Below are 20,347 nucleotides of genomic sequence, written 5' to 3'. Positions count from 1 at the left end.
GATCGAGATGACGACTTCTTGGTCGGGCGACGAAAGAAATTTCAATGGCGTGTGATGCGGCTGTGCGACTTCGGTCGAGATGACGAATTTCTGTTGAAGCGATGACAGAAGTTTCACTGATGTGTGATGAGGCTGAGCGGCTTCGGTCGAGAGGACGAATTCTTGGTGGGGCGACGAAGAAGATTTCGATGGCATGCGATGAGGCTGCGCGGCTTCGGTCGAAATGACGATTTCTTGGTGGGGCGAAAAAATGTGGTTCAAAGAGGCGCGAAGTTTGTTTGCAGCTTCTGAGAGGTGGTTCATTTCGTACCTCCGGCGTTATCTGTGGTCTGCGCGGGGGGTGCGGTGAGCATGGCTGTTCCTGGGGTTCCTGTTCCTGCGCCTTCAGAGGCTTGCGGGGCTTTGCGTTGCGGGGGGACGAACTCGATTCGTGCGCTGGTTCGATTGCTGTCGATGAAGATCTTGTTGGCGACGCGGCGGATGTCGGCTTTGCTGACGGCGTCGATCTTGTGGAGCTGATTGAAGAGCTCGCGCCAGTCGCCGAAGCGGGTTTGGTACTCGGCTAGCTCGTGGGCGAGACCTTCGTTGTCAGCCAGACCGCGGAGGAGGTCGGCGCGGGAGCGGGTCTTGAAGCGTTCGAGCTCGGCGTCGGTGACGTCTTCGTTTTTGAGGCGGTCTAGTTCTTTGTGAATGGCGGATCGCATCTCGTCGGGGGAGTGGCCGGGGATGGGGACGGCGTAGACGGCGAAGAGGCCGGGGTACTTGTCGCCGGGGAAGCCGCTGAAGCCCTGCGCCTCGGCTGCGATGGACTGGTCGCGAACGAGGGAGCGGTAGAGGCGGGCGGTGCGTCCGTTCGAGAAGATATCGGAGATGGCGTCGTAGGCGGAGTCGTCCGGGTCGAGGTAGTCGGGGCGGTGGTAACCCTCGATATAGAAGGGCTGGGTGGCTTCGCGAATGGTGACGGATTTTTCGGCGACCTGCGGCGGCTCGACGGTGGTCATGGGCTCGGGGCGCGGGGCGGCGGGGATGGGCGCGAAGTAGCGCTCGAGGACGGGCATAGTCTCGGAGGCTTTGAGGTCGCCTACGACGGCGATGACGATATTGGCGGGGACGTAGTACTTCTCGTGGAAGGCGGTGGCTTCGGTGGCGGAGACCTGGCTGATCTCGCTCTCCCAGCCTACACCGGGGCGGTGATAGGGATGGGCGACGTAGGCGGTGGCGAGGAACTGCTCGACCATGCGGCCGGTGGGAGAGGAGTCGACGCGCATGCGGCGCTCTTCCTGCACGACGTTGCGCTCTTTGTAGAACTCGCGCTCGACGGGATGGGCAATGCGCTGGCTTTCGAGGTAGGCCCAGAGCTCGAGGCGGTTGGAGGGCATGCTCCAAAAATATTGGGTGGAGTCTTCGGTGGTGTTGGCGTTGATGCCGACGGCTCCGTTCTCTTCGGCGATCTCAGAGAACTGGTTGGGAATGACGTATTTTTGCGCTTCGGCTTGTGCGTCCTCGAAGGCTTTATGGAGCTGCGCCAGTTTTTCGGGGCTTTGACCGACGCGCTTGCGGTACTCGCCGTCGTAGGCTGCGTAGGTTGCTTCGACTTTGGCGAGGGCGATTTTTTCTGCGGGGTAGTCGGTGGTGCCGATCTCGGTGGTGCCCTTGAAGGCCATGTGCTCGAACATGTGGGCGAGGCCGCCGGCGCCATCGGGATCGTCGGCTGAGCCTGCATCGACGAGGGTGTAGAAGCTGAAGACAGGGGCTTCGGGCCGCTCGCAGACGATGAGGGTGAGGCCATTGGGAAGGACTTTGACGGTGGTGCGTTTTTCGAAGCTTGCGAGGTCCTGCGCTTCTGCGGCTGTCGCGATGAACGCAATAGCACAGATGGCCATCGCGGCGATTCTACGTTTTCCCTGCACTCAAAGCCCTCCGCAGACTAAATCAGTCAAGAGTTCCACTATATCGAAGCCCGAGGCCGGGCTTAGAGCCGGGGGCCGAACAGGACTGCACCTGTATGACGTACGAGATCGCGGATTCGCTTCAGCCAGGAGTCTGTTTCCGCCTGAATGGTGACGACGACAGCGGAGAGAAACTGCTGGCGCGTCCAGGCGTTGCGGGCTTCGCTGGGACCGCGACGGAGGCAGTACATGGCTGCTTCAGACCATGAGCCGGCTTCGACGGCTGCGATGAGGTGCGGGAAGCCGGTGAAGAGGCCTGTGGGGCCGAGGTTGTAGATCATGTCGAGCAGCGCCATCCTTACGTTATCGGGATAGGTGTCGTAGCCGGGGAGGTGGGCGCGGAGATCGGCCTCGAAGCTTAGGAGGATCGAGGTGAGCTTCGCGTCGATGGCTTGTTGCGGCAGCTCGACGGAGGTGGGAGATCGATAGAAGGCGCAGGCTCGACCGAGCGGCATGGCGTCGATGCGGGCGTATTCGGCTGCGATCTCCTGCGGGGTTGCGGGGCGTGTGCCGTGGAGGAAGGGGAGAGATTGAGCGGTTTTGACGTCGGGTAGCATAAGGCCTACGCCAACGGTTACCTTGCCTACCGTGTCGCAGTACATCCACGGTACGCATCCTTCAAACTCTTTCAATTTAGTAAGCGATTGCTCTATGTATGTCGCCACGGCTCAAGGCTAGCATGCGTTATTACATAACGAAACTCACCGGAGAAGATTTTGCATTACGAGATGAGAGATGTTTTTTGAGCAGCAATAATTCAAAGTATCTACAAAATGCCGAATTGCGGTGGTATAAAGGCTCGCGTGCGAAGCTATTAGAATGCAACGGCTTCGAGACGTACTTGAACGTGGATGCGATGTTTGGTTTGCTATGGTTCGGACCAGTGATGTTATGAGATACGAAAGCTAACGATGCCTACTCCTCAATCGTCTCGATTCACGTTTACCCGCCGGCAGAGCGCATCGAATAAGACGCCTCGCCAGATCAATCGCAATCTCGTGTTCAACCTTGTGCGTACGCGCCAGCCGCTGTCGCGTGCGGATCTTGCTCGAGTCTCAGGCCTGCAACGCAGTACGGTTTCGCTGATTGTGGAAGATTTGATTAAAGAGCGGTGGATTCTTGAGGGGTCGACTGGCCGGCCGCCGCGTGGCCGCAGGCCGACGTTTCTGGAGCTGAATCATCAGCGTGCGGTGATCGCGCTGGATATCCATCCTTCGCAGACGACGGTGGCGGTAACGGATCTGGGCGGCAAGATTGTGGCGCAGAATGTAGTGGAGCTGCCTGACGATCCGAAGAAGGCGATTCAGCCGATTATTGCGGCGATTCGCAAGCTGGTTGCGGCGCATAGCGACAAGTCTTTCGATGGCGTCGGCATCAGTCTGCCGGGACGCGCGGACCCGCTACGCGAAGAGGCGATCTTTACGCCGAACCTGAACTGGCCGATTGCGAGCATCAAGTCTCGCATCCAGAAGGCTACGGGTTTGCGGGTGGAGATGGACAACGTGGCGAATGCGTGTGCGCTGTCGGAGGTGTGGTTTGGCGACAGCGATGGGCTGCATGACCTGGTGGTGGTCAATGTCTCGGAGGGAATTGGGACGGGGATCTTTGCGAACGGACAGCTGCTGCGCGGGGCGAACGGAATGGCGGGTGAGTTCGGCCATGTGCAGATGGAGGTGAACGGGCCACAGTGCGGCTGCGGTGGGCGCGGGTGCTGGGAGACGATGAGCTCGAACCGTGCGGGGCTGCGCTACTACGAGGAGTTGGGTGGCGCTGGGTCTCCGGTGAACTTTGCTGCGCTGGTGAAGCTGGCGCAGAACAACGATCGGCATGCGGTGAAGGCGCTGGAGAGGATGTCCGGGTATCTTGGGCGCGGGCTGAGGATGATTGCGAGTGCGCTGGCTCCGAGTGAGATTGTGATTGTCGGCGACATTACGGCTGCGTGGTATCTGTTTGGTCCGATTGTCGAGGCGGAGCTGAAGCAGAATGCTCTTTCGAAGGTGCCGAGGCTGCGGCCTGCGTTTGAAGGTAATACGGCTCGGCTGCGGAGTGCGGTGGCTCTGGTGATGAACGGAAGCATGGTCTAGAGCGTCATCGAGGCTTTTTGCTTTCTCCTGTGAAATGAAGAGTTTGGGCTGTTGTTCCCTTGTTTACTTGACGAAATGAATGGTCATTCAGTATGCTTCGCATCGTTCGGGCTACTTTGCCCGCCGGAGCCTTCGACCATGCCTTCCAGCACCACCGCAACACCTTCGACCAAGCAGAGACAGATCAATAAAGTTGCCGTTCTTGGGGCTGGGACGATGGGCTCGCGCATTGCCGCGCACCTTGCCAATGCCGGTTTGCCGGTGGTTTTGCTGGATATCGTTCCTCCTGGAATTGATGCCGGGGCGTCGAAGCAGGAGCGCAACAAGTTTGTCCTGGGGGCGATGGATGGACTGAAGAAGTCGAAGCCTGCAGCGTTTTATGCCGCCGAGAGTGCGCGGCTGATTACGATCGGGAACTTCGACGATGACCTGGCGTTGATTGCGGATTGCGACTGGATTATCGAGGTGGTGGCGGAGAACCTTGAGATCAAGCGGGCGCTGCTGGACAAGGTGATGCAGCATCGCCGCAAGGACTCGATCCTTACGAGCAATACGAGTGGGCTGCCGATCCACAAGATCGTGGAAGGGATGCCAATGGAGCTGCGGCGCCACTGGTTTGGCACGCACTTCTTCAATCCGCCGCGATATATGCGGCTGCTTGAGATTATTCCTACGCCGGATACGGACCCGGCGGATATTGCGGCGGTGGAGCACTTCTGCGATCTGCGGTTGGGGAAGGCGATTGTGCACTCGCACGACACGCCGAACTTTATTGCGAACCGGATCGGCACGTTCTCGATGGGGAATGCGATTCGGCTGATGCAGGAGCAGGGGTTGTCGATTGAAGAGGTGGATACGTTGACCGGGGCGGCACTGGGATGGCCGAAGACGGGAACGTTCCGGCTGGGCGATATGGTGGGCGTGGATGTGCTGGCGCATGTGGCGACAAACTTTTCTGCGCAGGCGGCGCAGATTAAAGATGAGCGCGCCGAGGTGACGCTGGCTCCATTCATTACGAAGATGCTGGAGAAGAAGTGGCTGGGCGATAAGACGAAGCAGGGGTTTTACAAGAAAGAGGGTAAGGACGCAGAGGGGCGCGATCTGCGGCACGTTCTGGACTGGCAGACGCTGGACTACAAGCCGAGTATGCGGCCGAAGTTTCAGGCGATCGAGATGGCGAAGAACGTGGAGTCGACGCATGCGCGGATTGCACAGTTGCTGCACGCAGATGCGACGAAGGATAAGGCGGCTGCGTTTTACTGGCCGCTGCTGACAGAGCTGTTTACGTATAGCGCGAATCGCGTACCGGAGATTGCGGACAATCTGGTCGAGATTGACCAGGCGATGAAGACCGGCTTCAACTGGGAGCTGGGGCCGTTCGAGATGTTCGACGCGGCGGGAGTGCGGGAGACTACGGAGAAGATGCGTGCCGCGGGTGCGCCTATCTCAGCGAATGTGGAGAAGCTGCTGACCTATGCGGAGAAGCATGGCGAGGCCAAGGCCACCTGGTACAAAGACGATGCTTCGGTGGCTTCGGGGCGGATGTTCTTCGATCCTGTGAGCAGCGAATACAAGCCGGTTGTGACTGCGGATGGGGTTACTTCGTTTGCGGTGATCAAGAAGGCGAATGGGGTGGTGAAGAAGAATCCTGGCGCATCGGTGATCGATCTGGGGGATGGGGTTGCGGGGATTGAGCTGCACTCGAAGATGAATGCGTTGGGCGACGACATCGTGAACCTGATTACGCAGACGCTGAAGCCTTCGAGCGATATGGTAGGGAACTTTGAGGCGTTTGTGATAACGGGGGATTCGGCGAACTTCTCGGTGGGTGCGAACCTGATGCAGCTTCTTCTGGGGGTTCAGGAGGAGGAGTGGGACGAGGTAGAGATGGCGGTGCGTGCCTTCCAGAATATGACGCAGGCGGTGAAGTTCTGTCCGCGTCCGGTGGTGGTGGCCCCGTATGGGATGTGCCTTGGCGGCGGCGTGGAGATTGCGCTGCATGCGGCGGCGCGACAGCCACACGCGGAGTTGTACATGGGGTTGGTGGAGGCTGGGGTTGGGCTGATTCCGGGTGGCGGCGGATGCAAGGAGATGACGATTCGTTCGGTGGACGCGGGTTCGAGTATTCGGCCGGATGCTCGCGGCGAGGGGGTGGAGATCTTCGAGGCGCTGAAGAAGAACTTTGAGACGATTGCGATGGCGAAGGTCTCGACGAGTGCGGCAGAGGCTCGTTCGATGGGGTTCTTCAAAGCTTCGGATGGCTTGACGATGAATCGCGAGCGGCTGCTGACGGATGCGAAGACGAAGGCTCGAGCGATTGCCGATGCGGGATATAGTGCGCCGGCGTTGCGGACGGATATTGCTGCTCCGGGAGAGAGCGTGCTGGCTACGCTAAAGCTCGCGGTGTGGACGATGCGGGAGGGGCAGTACATCTCCGACCACGATATGAAGATTGCGAACTGGGTGGCGTATGCGCTGTGCGGCGGGAAGGTGACGCCGGGGACTCCGGTGACAGAGCAGTATCTGCTGGATCTTGAGCGCGAGGCGTTTCTTTCGCTGTGCGGAGAGAAGAAGACGCAGGAGCGGATTGCGTTTACGTTGAAGACGGGGAAGCCGTTGAGGAATTAGTTGTCAGTTGTCAGTTGTCGGTTTTCAGGTGTTAGTTGAACGTGTTGGATTGAGGGGTGTTATGAAGGACGTAATTATTGCATCGGCGGTGCGTACGGCAGTGGGGAAGGCTCCACGTGGGACGTTGAGGACTACGCGTCCGGATGATCTTGCTGCTTTTGCGATAGCCGGTGCGTTGGAGCGGGTTCCGCAGCTCGACAAGTCGGAGATTGAAGATGTGATTCTCGGTTGTGCGATGCCCGAGGCAGAGCAGGGAATGAATGTGGCCAAGATCGCGAGCTTCCGCGCGGGCCTGCCGATTACGACTGCGGGGATGACTGTCAATCGCTACTGCGCGTCGGGGCTGCAGTCGATTGCGCTGGCGGCGGACCGGATTCGTGGCGGGTCTGCGGATGTGATCGTGGCGGGCGGCACGGAGAGCATGTCGTATGTTCCATTTGGAGGGAACAAGATCTCGGTGAACCCGTGGCTGGTAGACAACTATCCGGGGTCTTATATGTCGATGGGTCTGACTGCGGAGCGGGTTGCGAATCATTATGGGATTACGCGCGAGGAGATGGATCAGTTCTCGTATGAGAGCCACCAGAAGGCGCTGGCGGCAATTGCTGCCGGGAAGTTCGAGGACGAGATTGTACCGATAACGGTTATGAATTCGGTGCCGAACGGGAAGAAGGCCAAGACGACGGAGGCGACCTTCAAGCAGGATGAGGGGCCACGTGCCGATACTTCGCTGGAGGCGCTGGCGAAGTTGCGGCCGGTGTTTCATGCAAAGGGGACGGTGACGGCGGGGAACTCCAGCCAGACCTCGGATGGGGCTGCGGCGGCGGTGGTGATGTCGGCGGAGCGCGCGGCACAGCTGGGGATTGCGCCGATGGCGAAGTTTGTGGCGTTTGCCTATGCGGGATGCGATCCGGAGGAGATGGGGATCGGGCCGATTTATGCGATTCCGAAGGTGTTGAAGATGGCCGGGTTGTCGCTGGAAGATATCGATCTGTTTGAGTTGAACGAGGCATTCGCGGCGCAGTCGCTAGCAGTGTTGAAGGTGCTGGGGATCGATGGCGCGAAGGTGAACGTCAATGGTGGCGCGATCGCGCTGGGGCATCCGCTGGGTTGCACGGGAGCGAAGCTGACGGCGACACTGCTGCGGGAGATGCCTCGACGCAAGGCGAAGTACGGTATTGTGACGATGTGTGTTGGCGGAGGGATGGGTGCTGCGGGGATCTATGAGGCTATGAGCTAACGATGAATCGAGACTCCATGCCGGATGGTGCTGCCTGGACGAAGTCGCGTCCAGCGAGTGGTGGCTGGCATCGAGTCCTCGTGGCGGGTGGATGTCTCGTAATGATTGTGGCGCTGGCGGCGGTGGTGTTCTTCTTCAGGCAGAGGCGCCATACGGGGCTTGAGCAGAACTGGAAGTGCGCTACCGCGAAGATTGAAGATGTCCGGTCGAGAGTGAAGGAGCAGGTGACCAGCACGAGGGGCGGCGGAGTCGTGCTCTACGAGGTTTCGATTCTTACGAAGTATGTCTCGGACGGCGCCTACAAGGAGCAGTGGATCACCGTGGAGCAACCGCCGGTAACGCTCGCCGAGTTTGAGCTGGAGACGTTTCGCTGGAAGGGTCAGCAGTGTGTTGTCCGATGGAAGCGGACAGCACCGGATGAGCCGATTGCTGAAGTGGATTGAGTTCGAGTTTTTGAAGTTTGATACTGCAGAAGGAGTAAGACCATGGCAACGATGACAACCCCTGAACCGACCATTGCTCCCCGTATCGCTGGAGGCAGCTTCCTTATCAGCGATCCTGCGCCTGCAGATTGCTTTTTTCCAGAAGACTTTACCGACGAGCATAAGCAGATCGCGGAGACGACGGCGAACTTTGCGGTGAACGAGATTATGCCGGCGTCGGAGGCTATTGAGGCGAAGGACTTCTCGGTGACCAAGCGCCTGTTGAAGGAGGCCGCGGAGTTGGGGCTGACTGCGATCGATATTCCTGAAGAGTATGGCGGGCTGGAGATGGATAAGGTGACCTCGGCCCTGGTTGCGGAGAACATCTCGAAGCAGGCGAGCTTCTCGGTGGCGTTTTCGGCGCATACGGGCATCGGGACGTTGCCTCTGGTCTGGTATGGCACAGCAGAGCAGAAGAAGAAGTACCTGCCGAAGATTGCGTCGGGGGAGATTGTGTCGGCGTATGCGCTGTCGGAGTCGAGCAGTGGCTCGGATGCAGTGAATGCGAAGACAAAGGCGGTGCTGTCGGCAGATGGGAAGAGCTATACGCTGAACGGCGAGAAGATGTGGATCTCGAATGCGGGGTTTGCGGATCTGTTTACCGTGTTCGCCAAGTGCGCGATTCCGGAGGGTCCGGACGCCGGGAAAGAGAAGCTGACGGCGTTTCTGATCGAACGCGGGACGCCTGGATTTACGCAAGGCAAAGAGGAGCACAAGCTGGGGATTCGTGGCAGCTCGACCTGTCCGCTGATTCTGACCGACTGCGTGATTCCTGCGGGGAATCTGCTGGGCGAGGTGGGCAAGGGGCATCATATTGCGTTCAATATTCTGAATGTGGGGCGTTACAAGCTCGGGAATGCGGCTATCGGTGGCGCGCGGATGGCGCTCAACAACGGGATACGGTATGCGATCGATCGGAAGGCGTTCGGCAAGTCGATCTCGGAGTTTGGATTGATCCAGGAGAAGATTGCGAACTGTGCCACGGGGATCTTTGTGGGCGGGGCGGTGTGTTATCGCACGGTGGGGCTGATCGACAAGGCACTTGCTGGAGTGGATAAGAACGATACGAAGGAGATTCAGAAGCGCATTGAAGATTATGCGGTGGAGTGCTCGATTGTGAAGGTATGGGCGAGCGAGATGCTGGACATGGTGGTGGATGAGACGCTGCAAATCTTCGCTGGATATGGGTACGTGGAGGAGTATCCGGCGGAGCGGGCGTATCGCGATGCGCGCATCAACCGGATCTTCGAGGGGACCAATGAGATCAATCGGCTGATTATTACCGGGTGGCTGATGAAGTCGGCGATGAGCGGCAAGCTGGCGCTGATGCCTGCAATCAAAAAGCTGATGGATGAGGTGATGTCTGGACCGAGCGAGAAGGTGGAGCGCGAGGGACCGTTGGCGGAGGAGAGAGGTCTGTTGGCGAACGCGAAGAAGCTGACGCTGTTTGTTGCCGGGGCAGCGACGCAGAGGTACATGGCGCAGATCGCGGAGGAGCAGGAGGTGATGGGCGCGATCTCCGATATGATCATCGAGGTCTTCGCGATGGAGAGTGCGATTCTGCGGGCAGAGAAGATTGCGGAGCAGGCTGGGAACGTGCCTGGGGAGGCGTCCGCAATACCGGTTGCGATGGCGGGGATCTATGCGGATAAGGCGATGTCGACGATTGAGCTTGCGGCGCGGAAGGTGATTGCGGCGGTGGCCGAGGGGGATATGCTGCGGACCCAGCTAACGATCCTTCGCCGGCTCTCGAAGCACGACTCGGCGGATACGATCAAGCTGCGGCGGCAGGTGGCTCAGCATGTGATCAAGTCTGGGAAGTACAGTATTTAGACAACCGAATGATACCGAAAGGAAGGAACCAGTCGGAGGGAGATTCGGGCTGGTCCTTTTTTCCTGCTTCGCTGGCTGCGGCGAGGGCCTATGGGAGTCCGGGTGGGGAGGCGCGGTCTTTTTCCTGAAATGACACGCTGGGATGGATGAAATAATCCTTTTACAACTGTAGGCGCAACATTTCGTTTTATCGTCTGTCTAAGCATGTACCTCGTCTTTGTCTTAACTCGTCGGGCCAGTCGACTTTAGCGTGTGGACCAGCAGGCCACCCCGTAACCTATTAGTAAGGTAGAAGAATCCATGCGTAGCCGCCTTCTCTCTTTTCTCGTTGCCTCAGCCGCTCTCCTTTGTGCCGCTTCGTTTACCCCTTTCGCCCATGCCGTGGTTCAAGACCGGATTGCCAGCGTCGCCGGCGCTCGTACGCCTTTGACAGGCACGATTATGAGAAGGGCACAGCGTGCCGTGGATCTTGGTGCTGCTCCAGCCGGCAAGAAGCTGGAGTCGATGTCGCTGCAGTTCAGCATGACGCCGGCGCAACAGGCCGACCTTAGTCAGCTTCTGACAGCCCAATTGAATCCCGCCTCCGCGAACTACCACCAGTGGCTGACACCGGAGCAGTTCGGCGCGCGGTTTGGCCTGAGCAGTGCAGACCTTGGGAAGGTGTCGGCGTGGCTCACCAGTCAGGGCTTTACGATTACCGGCACGGCGCGGAGCTCGAACTACATCACCTTCAGCGGTTCGGTGGCGCAGGCACAGCGGGCCTTCGGGACCTCAATTCATAGTCTTTCCGTCGATGGGGAGCAGCACATCTCGAATATGACGGACCCCACGCTTCCGTCAGCGGTTGCGAATGTGGTCACCGCGATTACCGGCCTGAACGACTTTCGACCTAAACCCCGATTGCGGGCGCGAAGTGTTGCGGTGGCTGATCCTTCGAAGCCACTGTATACGCAGACTGTTGGCGGCGTTACGAGCCACTATATCTCCCCGTCCGATCTTTACACTATCTATGATTTTCCTCCGGCATCTGCAGGTCTTACAGGTGCAGGGGTTGGCCAGTGCGCGGCGAAGCCCTCCGGTACGGTATGCGGAGATATCGCAGTGCTCGGGCAGACCGATTTCAACCCGGCGAATACTCTGCCGGACAGCGATGTTACACAGTTCCGCACAGCGGCGGGACTTCCCGCGATCAATTTGAAGCTGCAGTTAGCCCAGACTGATCCAGGATTCGCGACGCCAACGAACCTGGATGTAGATGAGGCGCATCTCGATGTAGAGTGGTCCGGAGCCGCTGCTCCTGGAGCTGCTATTTTGTATGTCTACGATGCGGACATCTTCAGCAGTGCCCTTGGATACGCGGTCACCAATAAGGTAGCTCCAATCATCACGATCAGCTACGGGGGATGCGAGACTCAGTTGGGGACAGCGGTGTTGGCAAGCATCAACCAGATTCTAGCGGAGGCGAATGCTCAAGGTCAGACAGTGGTCAGTTCGTCGGGGGATGATGGTGCGACCGACTGCGACTCGGCAGAGCTTGCGACAGAGGGGCTCAGCGTAGACTTTCCCTCCAGCTCTCCTTACGCTACCTCTGCCGGCGGAACGATGTTCAGCGGGGATGTGAATACGCCAGCGACCTACTGGAATAGCGCCAACGGAACAAGCGGTGGTTCTGCTATCTCGTATATTCCCGAGCAGCCCTGGAATGAGACTACTGCCACTGCGGGGCTTGGCAATAACGATGGGACCGGCGGTGGCGCGGGAGGCGGGGGCGCCAGTGCCTTCTTCTCCAAGCCAGCATGGCAGACTGGTCCGGGCGTTCCAGACGACTCGTCCAGAGATGTTCCTGATATCGCTTTGAATGCGGCGGCTGAACACGACGGCTATCTTGTATGCAGCTCTAACGACGGCCTAGGCGAGACTCCCTGTACTAACGGGTTTCTCGACTCCGCCGGGGGGGCGAATGTGTTTGGCGGTACCTCCTTCGTTGCGCCGACGTTCGCAGGAATCCTGGCCCTTGTCGAGCAGAAGGTGGGGAAGACTTCTACGACAACTGGCGGACTGGGCAATGTGGGGCCGACACTCTATGGCTTCCTGAACGGTCCGACTTACAGCAGCGTCTTCCACGACACTATTACAGGCAACAACTCCGTTCCCTGCACCCAGGGAACACCGAACTGTCCGAATGGCGGATCGATCGGCTATACCGCAGGTACTGGCTATGACCAGGCGAGCGGCCTGGGCAGCTTCGATGTGAATCAACTGGTCACGGGTTGGAGTGGAGTGACGCCAGTTGGTGTGAGCGGTAGTGGCGTTGGAACGACAATCAGCACGACAGCGTTGACGACGAGCGCTTCTGTCTGCGCTGTTTCTTCCGGCACGCTTGCGCTGAGTGTGACTGTGACTGGGGCGGCTTCGGGACCTAGTCCAACGGGTTCAGTTCAGTTCTTTGTCGATAATGTTCTCGTTACCGGCAGTACAACCACGTTGAGCTCTGGCACGGCGACCTACAGCCTGGTCACTTCGTCTTTGTCTTCGGGCGGACATAGCATCAGCGCGGTTTACTCCGGCGACGGGACCTACGCTGGATCCAAGGGGACACTTCTTGGACCCAACATTAATACTCTTGCCTATCCCAATGGCCCGATAGCCTCGGTTGATATCGTCAACTCCGCTTCGGGTAAACCTGATTTCTCTTTCGCACCTACGCCATGCGGCGCTGCGACGACGGTGAAGCGAGGCGCGACGGCCACGGGAGTAACCTTCACCGTGACACCGGCGAATGGGTTTACGGGTTCAGTCAGCTTGACGGTAACCAACAACGATCAGATGGCTGCGACCTCTAACTTCTCCGTGTCGCCTGTCAGCGTTACTTCTGCGAGCGGCGTAACTACTTCATTTGTTCTTACAGCTTCAGTACCAACTACGAGTGCAAATTCCATCAAGCCCGGGCTGAATCCTTTTGGCCGGGGCTCGTCGGGCAAGATGCCGTGGTATGCCGCTGGATCCGGAGTTGGCTTCGCTGGTTTGTGCTTGATGATGCTGCCACGACGGCGCCGGTGGGCCGGTCTGTTGCTTGCGATCTTGTCCGTCTCTGCTCTGACGGTGACGGGATGCGGATCGAATACTTCAACGACTGGCGGCTCAGGCGGAGGTACTACTCCAGTCACAGGCACTACAAATGCCGGCCCGGGTATCTACACGTTTACTGTTACGGCCATCAGTGGAACTCTCGTTCACAGCGCGCAGATTTCTTACACCGTACCTTGCTTAGATGGCACCACGAACTTCAATCCAAATACCTGTCAGTAACATCTAATCGATGTAGGCCGCGTCCTTTGGACGCGGCCTTTTTTCTTTTGGGAACCACTTCTTCCATTACCAATGATTCCCGAAACCCTTCTTGACTGCCCCCATGCACCACGAAAGAATTATGCCTGTTGCACTGATCCACTTTGCTGCATAAGAACGCTATCGACTTTTATAGAAGCAGCAGGAATCGATTCATGCCTTGGATCCCCAGATCTCTACTGCACGTCCTGACTATCGTCACGCTGTTTGTCACTTCGCTTGCCAGCATCGCTCAGACACGCCTTCCTGCAGCACGATCCCGCATCGTGCAGGCTGTCGATGACAGCCATCTCACTCGACTCCCTGGAAATACGCATCCACTGGCACGCGCCGAGTTCGACCAGGGTGCGCTTTTAGATGACGCGCCTCTGCGGCGCATGGTGCTGGTTCTGCAGCATGCGCCAGAGCAGGAAGAGGAGCTGCAGCGGCTCATCGATCAGCAGCAGGATAAGAGTTCTTCTGAATATCACCGATGGCTCACTCCGGAGAGCTTTGGCGCTGCGTTTGGTATCTCTGATCGCGATCTGTCTTCGTTGACCACGTGGCTTGGCGGGCACGGCTTCAGCAACGTTCAAATCAATGCAGGCCGTACGTTGATTGAGTTCAGCGGCACCGCAGGTATGGTGCGGTCTGCGTTTCATACCAGCATGCATCGGTACTCGATTCAAGGGGTCCAGCGCTTCGCGAATGCATCTGATCCGCAGATTCCGACTGCACTCGCGCCGGTCATCATGGGTATCGCGTCGCTGAATAACTTTCCTCGTAAGCCTGCGGGTTATCGTGTTGGCAGCTTTCGCCACGATGCTGCGACGAAGCTTACGACTCGTCTTCCGGATCAGGACGCGAGCAAGGTTCAACCAGCCTTTACCGTTTCGATCGCGGGCCAAACAATGTACGGCGTGACGCCTTACGACTTTGCCACGATCTACAACATACTTCCGCTATGGAAGGCGAGCACACCTATCGACGGCACCGGCCAGACGATTGCGATCGTCGGCCAGACGGACATCAATCCTGCGGACTTCGTTAACTTTCGTAGATTGTTTGGTCTTCCGCTGGGCAACACGGCGACTCCTACAGGCACCGAGTATCTGAACATCTTCTACAACGGCCCGAACCCAGGGGTTACGACGGATGAAGGAGAGGCGGATATCGATACGCAGTGGTCGGCTGCGGTCGCAAAGGGGGCGACGATCGACTATGTAGTTTCTGAGGGGACCGAGGTGATGCAGGGCACGGACCTCTCGGCGCTTTACATCGTCGATAACAATCTCGCGCCAGTGATGAGCTACAGCTACGGACAGTGCGAGCTCTTCCTTGGTACCTCTGGCAATGCTTTTTACAAGACACTGTGGCAGCAGGCGGCGGCACAGGGTATCTCGGTTTTGATCGCCAGCGGCGACTCCGGCGCGGCGGGCTGCGATGCGGCAGGGGATGTGGGAGCGAGCGGCGGTCTCGGTGTCAACGGGCTCGGCAGCACGCCATACAACATCTCCGTCGGTGGGACCGACTTCTACATGCCCCAGGGCGGCGCTGCGTTTTGGAACAGCATCAACGACTCCACGACGCAGGCCTCTGCGAACGGTTATATTCCGGAGACTCCGTGGAATGAGAGTTGCACGAATTCGGTCTTCGCCGCCTCCTATGCCAACGCGGGACAGACAGCCGAACAGATTTGTAACAGTAGCGTAGCTTTTACGGGAGGCCTCGTCTCCGTGGATGGAGGCGGAGGAGGCGCAAGCGCGTGCACCCAGTCCAACGGGATTTCTCCTTCGAGCTGCAAGGCTGGCTACAGCAAGCCTTCGTGGCAGACCGGCGCCGGGGTGCCTTCAGATGGTGTTCGAGATACTCCCGATGTCTCTCTCTTTGCGGGCGCGGTTTTTTTTGGAGCGTTCTATGTTGTATGCCAGCAGAGTTTGAACAAGGATGGACAGCCCTGCAGCTTGGGTGCCCCGAGCTACGACTTCGGCGGCTACGGTGGCACTTCGGTAGCTGCGCCAGCGTTCGCGGGTATTCTTTCGCTGGTGAACCAGAAGACGGGTGATCGCCAAGGGAACGCCAACTACGTTCTCTACAATCTTGCCGCCCAGCAGCACAGGGCCGGCACAAGTTGTAACTCCATCTCGGGAGCGCCAGCGGCTGGCCGCGTCTTCAACGACATGACTACCGGCACGATCGCGATGCCCTGCCTGAAAGGCAGTCCTAACTGTACGGTGTCCAACTCTTCCGACCACTATGGCGTGCTCTCCGGCTATCCCAGCGGGGCGGGCTACGATCTGGCTACGGGCCTGGGCAGCGTCAATGCCGCGAACCTTGTCAACGATTGGACGAGTGCTACCTTTGCGGCGAGTTCGACGACTCTTTCGCTCTCGCCCACAACGTTTTCTCACGGAAGCCCCGTATCGGCCAAGGTTAATGTGACCTCGACCACAGGGACGCCGACCGGCGGTGTCTCGATCAATGCCTTGACTTCCAATGGTTCTCTGCAAGGTGGAAGTTTGCAGAACGGCAGCTACGGCGCATCGCTTGGTAGTTTTCCAGGAGGCACTTATTCCGTGCAGGCGCATTATGGCGGGGATGGAGTCTATGCGTCGAGTGATTCGAATGCAGTGACGCTAACGGTAAGCCCGGAGGCGAGCACGACAGGGCTGCGTGCTCTTCTCTACGACCCAACCAGTGCGGCGGTCACGGCAGTCCCCTCTGGTTCGACGCTGCCGTATGGAGGCTTCTTTCTTCTTCGCGCCGATGTTGTGGGCGTGTCCCAAGAGGGGTTGGCTACGGGCAATATCACTCTTACGGACGCAGGCATACCCTTCGACGGAGGTCCATTTCGGCTTAACTCTGCCGCGAATACGGAGGATCAGACGCGTTCACCGAGCCCGGGCGTACACGTATTGACTGCATCCTATTCGGGCGATGCGAGCTTCAATGCGAGTCAGTCGGCTCCGTTCACAGTGACCATCACCAAAGCGCAGACGAGCAGCATGCTGCAATCGAGCGTAAGCAGTGTGTCCGCAGGCGCGACGGTGACACTTAATGTCCAGATCAATGCGTTGGGTTTCGCAAAGAGTGGACTAGAGGGCTTCGGCATCGCAGCTCCCGGAGGCACGGTGACTTTTAATACGGGTTCGGTTGTGCTTGGCAGCGTAGCGGTTACACAGAATACTTTCCCTACCTCTGCGAACGATTACGGTACGGTCAGCTTTACCTTTCCTGCCAATGAACTTTCGATCGGCAGCAATACCATTACGGCCAGCTACTCGGGCGATGGGAACGATCAATCTTCGGCCTCCGCGCCTGTCAGCGTACTCGTCAGCAGTTCGACTCTTGGTGTGAGCGCTACGACGCTTCGGCTCTCGAATGCAAGTGCGGCGATGGGAGATTTGTTTAGTTTCTTCGCAGAGGTCTTGCCTAACAACCCGGTGCCTTCCGGTACGATCGTATTTCTCAGCGACGGCCAAGCAGTGACCAAACCCCTGGCACTCTCCGCGGGGTCAGTGATTGTGTATAGCAACAACTTTACGGTCTCTCCGGGGGCACATCTCATCACTGCACTTTATTCCGGCGACGGGAACTACCAGGCGTCGGTATCGTCAGCAACTTCTCTTACTCTTGGGGAGAAAACTGTGCCGAGTACGGTTGCAATTGCACTCGGGGCATCCAGTGTCGAGCAGGGTGCTTCTGTAGCCGTCAGCACTACCATTTCGCCAGCGTCTCCGACTCCCAATGGAACGGTCCGGCTGGTGCTCGATGGAGTTGCTTACGGACAGCCCACCCCGCTGACCAGCGCTACGATCACCCTTTCCGTTCTAACGAATACACTCCAGCCAGGGGGGCATGTCGTACAGGTCAGCTACTCTGGCGATACGAGCCATTTAGCGAGCGTCTCGTCTCCGGCTATGCTCTCTGTGGTTGATCCGGTGGGAAGTTTTACCTTGTCGCCCTCTGCCACTTCGGCCACGATGACCCAAGATAAGAGCAGTTCCGGGGCAGTGACGCTAACTGTTACGCCTGTGGATGGGTTTCACTCGACGGTCGCGTTCGCCTGCAGCGGCGGCCTGCCGTCGGGAGTGAGCTGCCTCTTCGCTCCAGCTTCGGTTGCGCTCGCTGGTTCGAGTTCTGCGATGACTGTTCTCAGCATCTCGTCGACTGAACTGGCGAGCCGAGAGGTTAATCCGAACCCTCGTGGCTTTATGCCAATCCTGAGCGTGGCTTGTGCGGGGCTGGGGATCGTCTTCCTGCCAAGGCTCGGGATTCGTTACTGGAAGGTGTTTCTGGTGCTTCTTGCATTCGCGGCGCTAGGGGGCTTGAACGGATGCGGTAGAGGCGCGGTCGATCCTAATGGTGCGAGTACTCTCATGCCCGGTAGTTATGCGGTGACAGTGAAAGCGAGCGGCGGATCGACGATCCAAACCACTACGATTAATTTTACGATTCAGTAGCTCCGTGTCGGGTTATTGAAGTTGCGTCAGTGAGCCGCCGTCTTCTCAATCTTGGCGGCATCGGGAAGCTTGTCGTCTGCTCCCTCCGCCACTCGCATGAGGTAGTTCTGCGAGCTGAAGGGAGTCCCTGTCTTTGGCGCCCGCACGTAGTCGCCATCGGGTTGTAGCAGACGGGCCTTGGTGTTGTCCGCGAGATAAGCAGCGAGAATCTCTTCGCGAAGACGTTTATGAAGCTCTGGCTGCGTTATAGGGAACACGACCTCACATCGCTCCATGAGATTTCGCGGCATCCAGTCTGCGCTTCCGCAGAAGACCTCCTCCTTGCCTCCGTTCTCGAAGCTGAAGATGCGGCTGTGCTCGAGAAATCGTCCGACGATGCTCCGCACTCGAATGCGCTCGCTAAGGCCTTTGACTCCTGGACGCAGAGAGCACATTCCGCGAATGATGAGGTCTATCTCTACGCCGGCTTTTGATGCTGCGTAGAGAGCTTCTACTGTTCTGCGGTCGAGGAGGCCGTTCATCTTTGCGATGATGCAAGCAGGACGGCCAGCCTTCGCATGAGCTGCTTCTCTTTCGATGAGAGAGACGAGGCCGTCGGCGAGGGTGAGCGGTGCGACCAGCAGCGGCTTGTAGGAGTCTGATTCGGTCTCCGCAGTCAGGTAGTTGAAGACCTTCTGCACCTCGCCGGTCAGCTCCGGCTTTGAGGTAAGCAGGCTGATGTCGGTGTAGAAGCGGGCGGTGACCGGGTTGTAGTTTCCGGTGCCCAGATGAGCGTAGCGCCGAACGACGCCATCTGGATCGCGACGAATTAACAGAGACAGTTTGCAATGCGTCTTCAGACCGAAGATGCCATGAAAGACTCCGACGCCTGCGTCTTCCAGCTCTCTGGCCCAGCGGATGTTCGAGTCCTCATCGAAGCGCGCCATCAGCTCAACGACTACCGTCACCTCTTTGCTCTGACCAGCCTCGGTAAGAGCTTTGAAGATGGGAGAGTCCTTGCTTGTCCGATAGAGCGTCTGCTTCATGGAGATGACGTTGGGGTCCTGCGCTCCAGCCTCGATAAACTCTTCTACGGTCTTGTACGAGTCGAAGGGATGATGCAGCATGACATCGTGCTTCCGCAGCTCGTCGAAGATATCGATGGATTTGGTACTTAGTTTGAACTCTTTCGCGACAAACGCGGGGTACTTCAGGAGCGGGCGTTTTACCTCGGAGTAGAGGTTCATGAGCCGCGAGAGATTTACGGGGCCATCGGTGCGAAAGACCTGCTCGGGGTCCAGCTCAAAGTTGATTCGCAGCCGCTCGATGATCTCTTCCGTGGCTGAACTTTCAATCTCCATGCGGACTGCGTCGCCTTTGCGCCGATTATGTAACTCAGCGCGCACACTTTCGAGAACGGAGCGCGACTCTTCCTCCTGCATGTAGAGGTTACTGTTGCGGGTAACACGAAATGCCGAGCGGGACAGCACCTCGTAGCCTCGAAACATTCGCTCGACCTGCGACTCGACCAGCTCGTGAAGGAGAATGAAGTCGTAGTTGCCACCGGCGCCTGGAAGGGGAACCAGCCTTGGCAGGGCGCGCGGCACGGTGACCACTCCTAAGGCGGTCGGCGCTTTCAGACCGCGCCGCTTATGGCGCAAGAGCAAGCCGATGCAGAGGGCCTTGTTCAGGACACGCGGAAAAGGGTGGGAAGGATCGATGGTGACAGGGGTCAGCAGAGGATCGACTTCGTTGTCGTAGAAGCTGAGGGCCTGCTTCCGCGCTGTATCGCTAAGCTGGCTCCAGCGGAGGACGCGAATCTTCTCAGCCTGCATGGCCGGTAAGAGCTGGTCGTTCCAGCATTGATATTGAGCTGCGACGAACTGATGAATTCGTTCCATCAATCCATCGAGCCGCTCCTGAGGAGTGAGTCCGCCCTCGTCGGGCGGTTGCGCGAGATTGTAACCATCTTCGATCCGCTGCAGGAAGCCGGCGACCCTGATCTCGACGAACTCGTCCAGATTGCTCGCGGTGATCGCAAGAAACTTCACTCTTTCCAGCAGAGGGTTGGTCTCATCCTGCGCTTCTTCCAGAACGCGCTGGTTGAACCGCATCCAGGATTCGTCGCGGCTGAAGAAGAGATTTTCGACAACCTTTGCAGATGTCTTTCTGGTGTTGGCAGATCTTCCGGCAGTTCGCTTCGTAGCAGTCATAGAGGACTAAAAGATTACCGTACTTGTATGAATCCTTAGTATGAAGAACCGACAAATATCGGCTGGAAACCCTTTTGGTGGCGGGTGCGGTGCTTTTGGCGACTCTAAACAAAATCTTTGCCACCATACAATATTCCCGTTAGTCATCC

At 58.1% G+C, this 20,347-nt stretch carries 10 protein-coding genes; 7 read left to right on the top strand and 3 right to left on the bottom strand.

The genetic code is table 11. The features are described from left to right. Window positions 1-299: 299 nt before the first annotated feature. A complete protein-coding gene (locus GSQ94_RS07425) occupies window positions 300-1,883 on the bottom strand; it encodes a pitrilysin family protein (RefSeq protein WP_158943279.1) in 1,584 nt (527 codons plus the stop codon). An 89-nt stretch (window positions 1,884-1,972) separates the two neighbouring features. Further along, window positions 1,973-2,551 carry a hypothetical protein gene (locus GSQ94_RS07420; RefSeq protein WP_158942936.1) on the bottom strand — a complete coding sequence of 193 codons (579 nt, stop codon included), beginning with the start codon at window positions 2,549-2,551 and terminating at the stop codon, window positions 1,973-1,975. A gap of 309 nt (window positions 2,552-2,860) precedes the next feature. On the opposite strand from GSQ94_RS07420, the gene GSQ94_RS07415 reads away from it, so the two are divergent. The 7 genes from GSQ94_RS07415 to GSQ94_RS07385 all read left to right on the top strand — a co-directional run bounded on the left by GSQ94_RS07415 (window position 2,861) and on the right by GSQ94_RS07385 (window position 18,006). Then, the gene (locus GSQ94_RS07415) at window positions 2,861-4,033 is read left to right on the top strand and encodes an ROK family transcriptional regulator (RefSeq protein ID WP_158942935.1); all 1,173 of its coding nucleotides are present in this window, start codon (window positions 2,861-2,863) and stop codon (window positions 4,031-4,033) included. Between the two features lie 138 nt (window positions 4,034-4,171). Next, on the top strand, window positions 4,172-6,661 hold the full coding sequence (locus GSQ94_RS07410) for a 3-hydroxyacyl-CoA dehydrogenase/enoyl-CoA hydratase family protein (RefSeq protein ID WP_158942934.1): 2,490 nt from the start codon (window positions 4,172-4,174) through the stop codon (window positions 6,659-6,661). 61 nt (window positions 6,662-6,722) lie between these two features. After that, window positions 6,723-7,901, top strand: a complete 1,179-nt coding sequence (locus tag GSQ94_RS07405) for an acetyl-CoA C-acyltransferase (protein ID WP_158942933.1) — start codon at window positions 6,723-6,725, stop codon at window positions 7,899-7,901. Between the two features lie 2 nt (window positions 7,902-7,903). Next, on the top strand, window positions 7,904-8,344 hold the full coding sequence (locus tag GSQ94_RS07400; protein ID WP_158942932.1) for a transmembrane domain-containing protein: 441 nt from the start codon (window positions 7,904-7,906) through the stop codon (window positions 8,342-8,344). Between the two features lie 42 nt (window positions 8,345-8,386). Continuing rightward, window positions 8,387-10,216, top strand: coding sequence for an acyl-CoA dehydrogenase family protein (locus GSQ94_RS07395; RefSeq protein WP_158942931.1), 1,830 nt, complete (start codon window positions 8,387-8,389; stop codon window positions 10,214-10,216). 300 nt (window positions 10,217-10,516) lie between these two features. Continuing rightward, the gene (locus tag GSQ94_RS07390; RefSeq protein WP_158942930.1) at window positions 10,517-13,525 is read left to right on the top strand and encodes a protease pro-enzyme activation domain-containing protein; all 3,009 of its coding nucleotides are present in this window, start codon (window positions 10,517-10,519) and stop codon (window positions 13,523-13,525) included. Between the two features lie 194 nt (window positions 13,526-13,719). Further along, window positions 13,720-18,006: an Ig-like domain repeat protein gene (locus tag GSQ94_RS07385; RefSeq protein ID WP_158942929.1), complete on the top strand. Its 4,287-nt coding sequence runs from the start codon at window positions 13,720-13,722 to the stop codon at window positions 18,004-18,006. Between the two features lie 26 nt (window positions 18,007-18,032). Here the strand turns inward: GSQ94_RS07385 and ppk1 are convergent, their stop codons facing one another. Beyond that, window positions 18,033-20,198 carry a polyphosphate kinase 1 gene (gene ppk1, locus GSQ94_RS07380; protein ID WP_158942928.1) on the bottom strand — a complete coding sequence of 722 codons (2,166 nt, stop codon included), beginning with the start codon at window positions 20,196-20,198 and terminating at the stop codon, window positions 18,033-18,035. Between the last annotated feature and the right edge of the window lie 149 nt (window positions 20,199-20,347).

The organism is Granulicella sp. S190 (genome assembly GCF_009766095.1).
Taxonomy (GTDB): domain Bacteria; phylum Acidobacteriota; class Terriglobia; order Terriglobales; family Acidobacteriaceae; genus Edaphobacter.
Note: the sequence above shows the minus strand (reverse complement) of the source record. Positions and strands in the feature narration are given on the sequence as shown.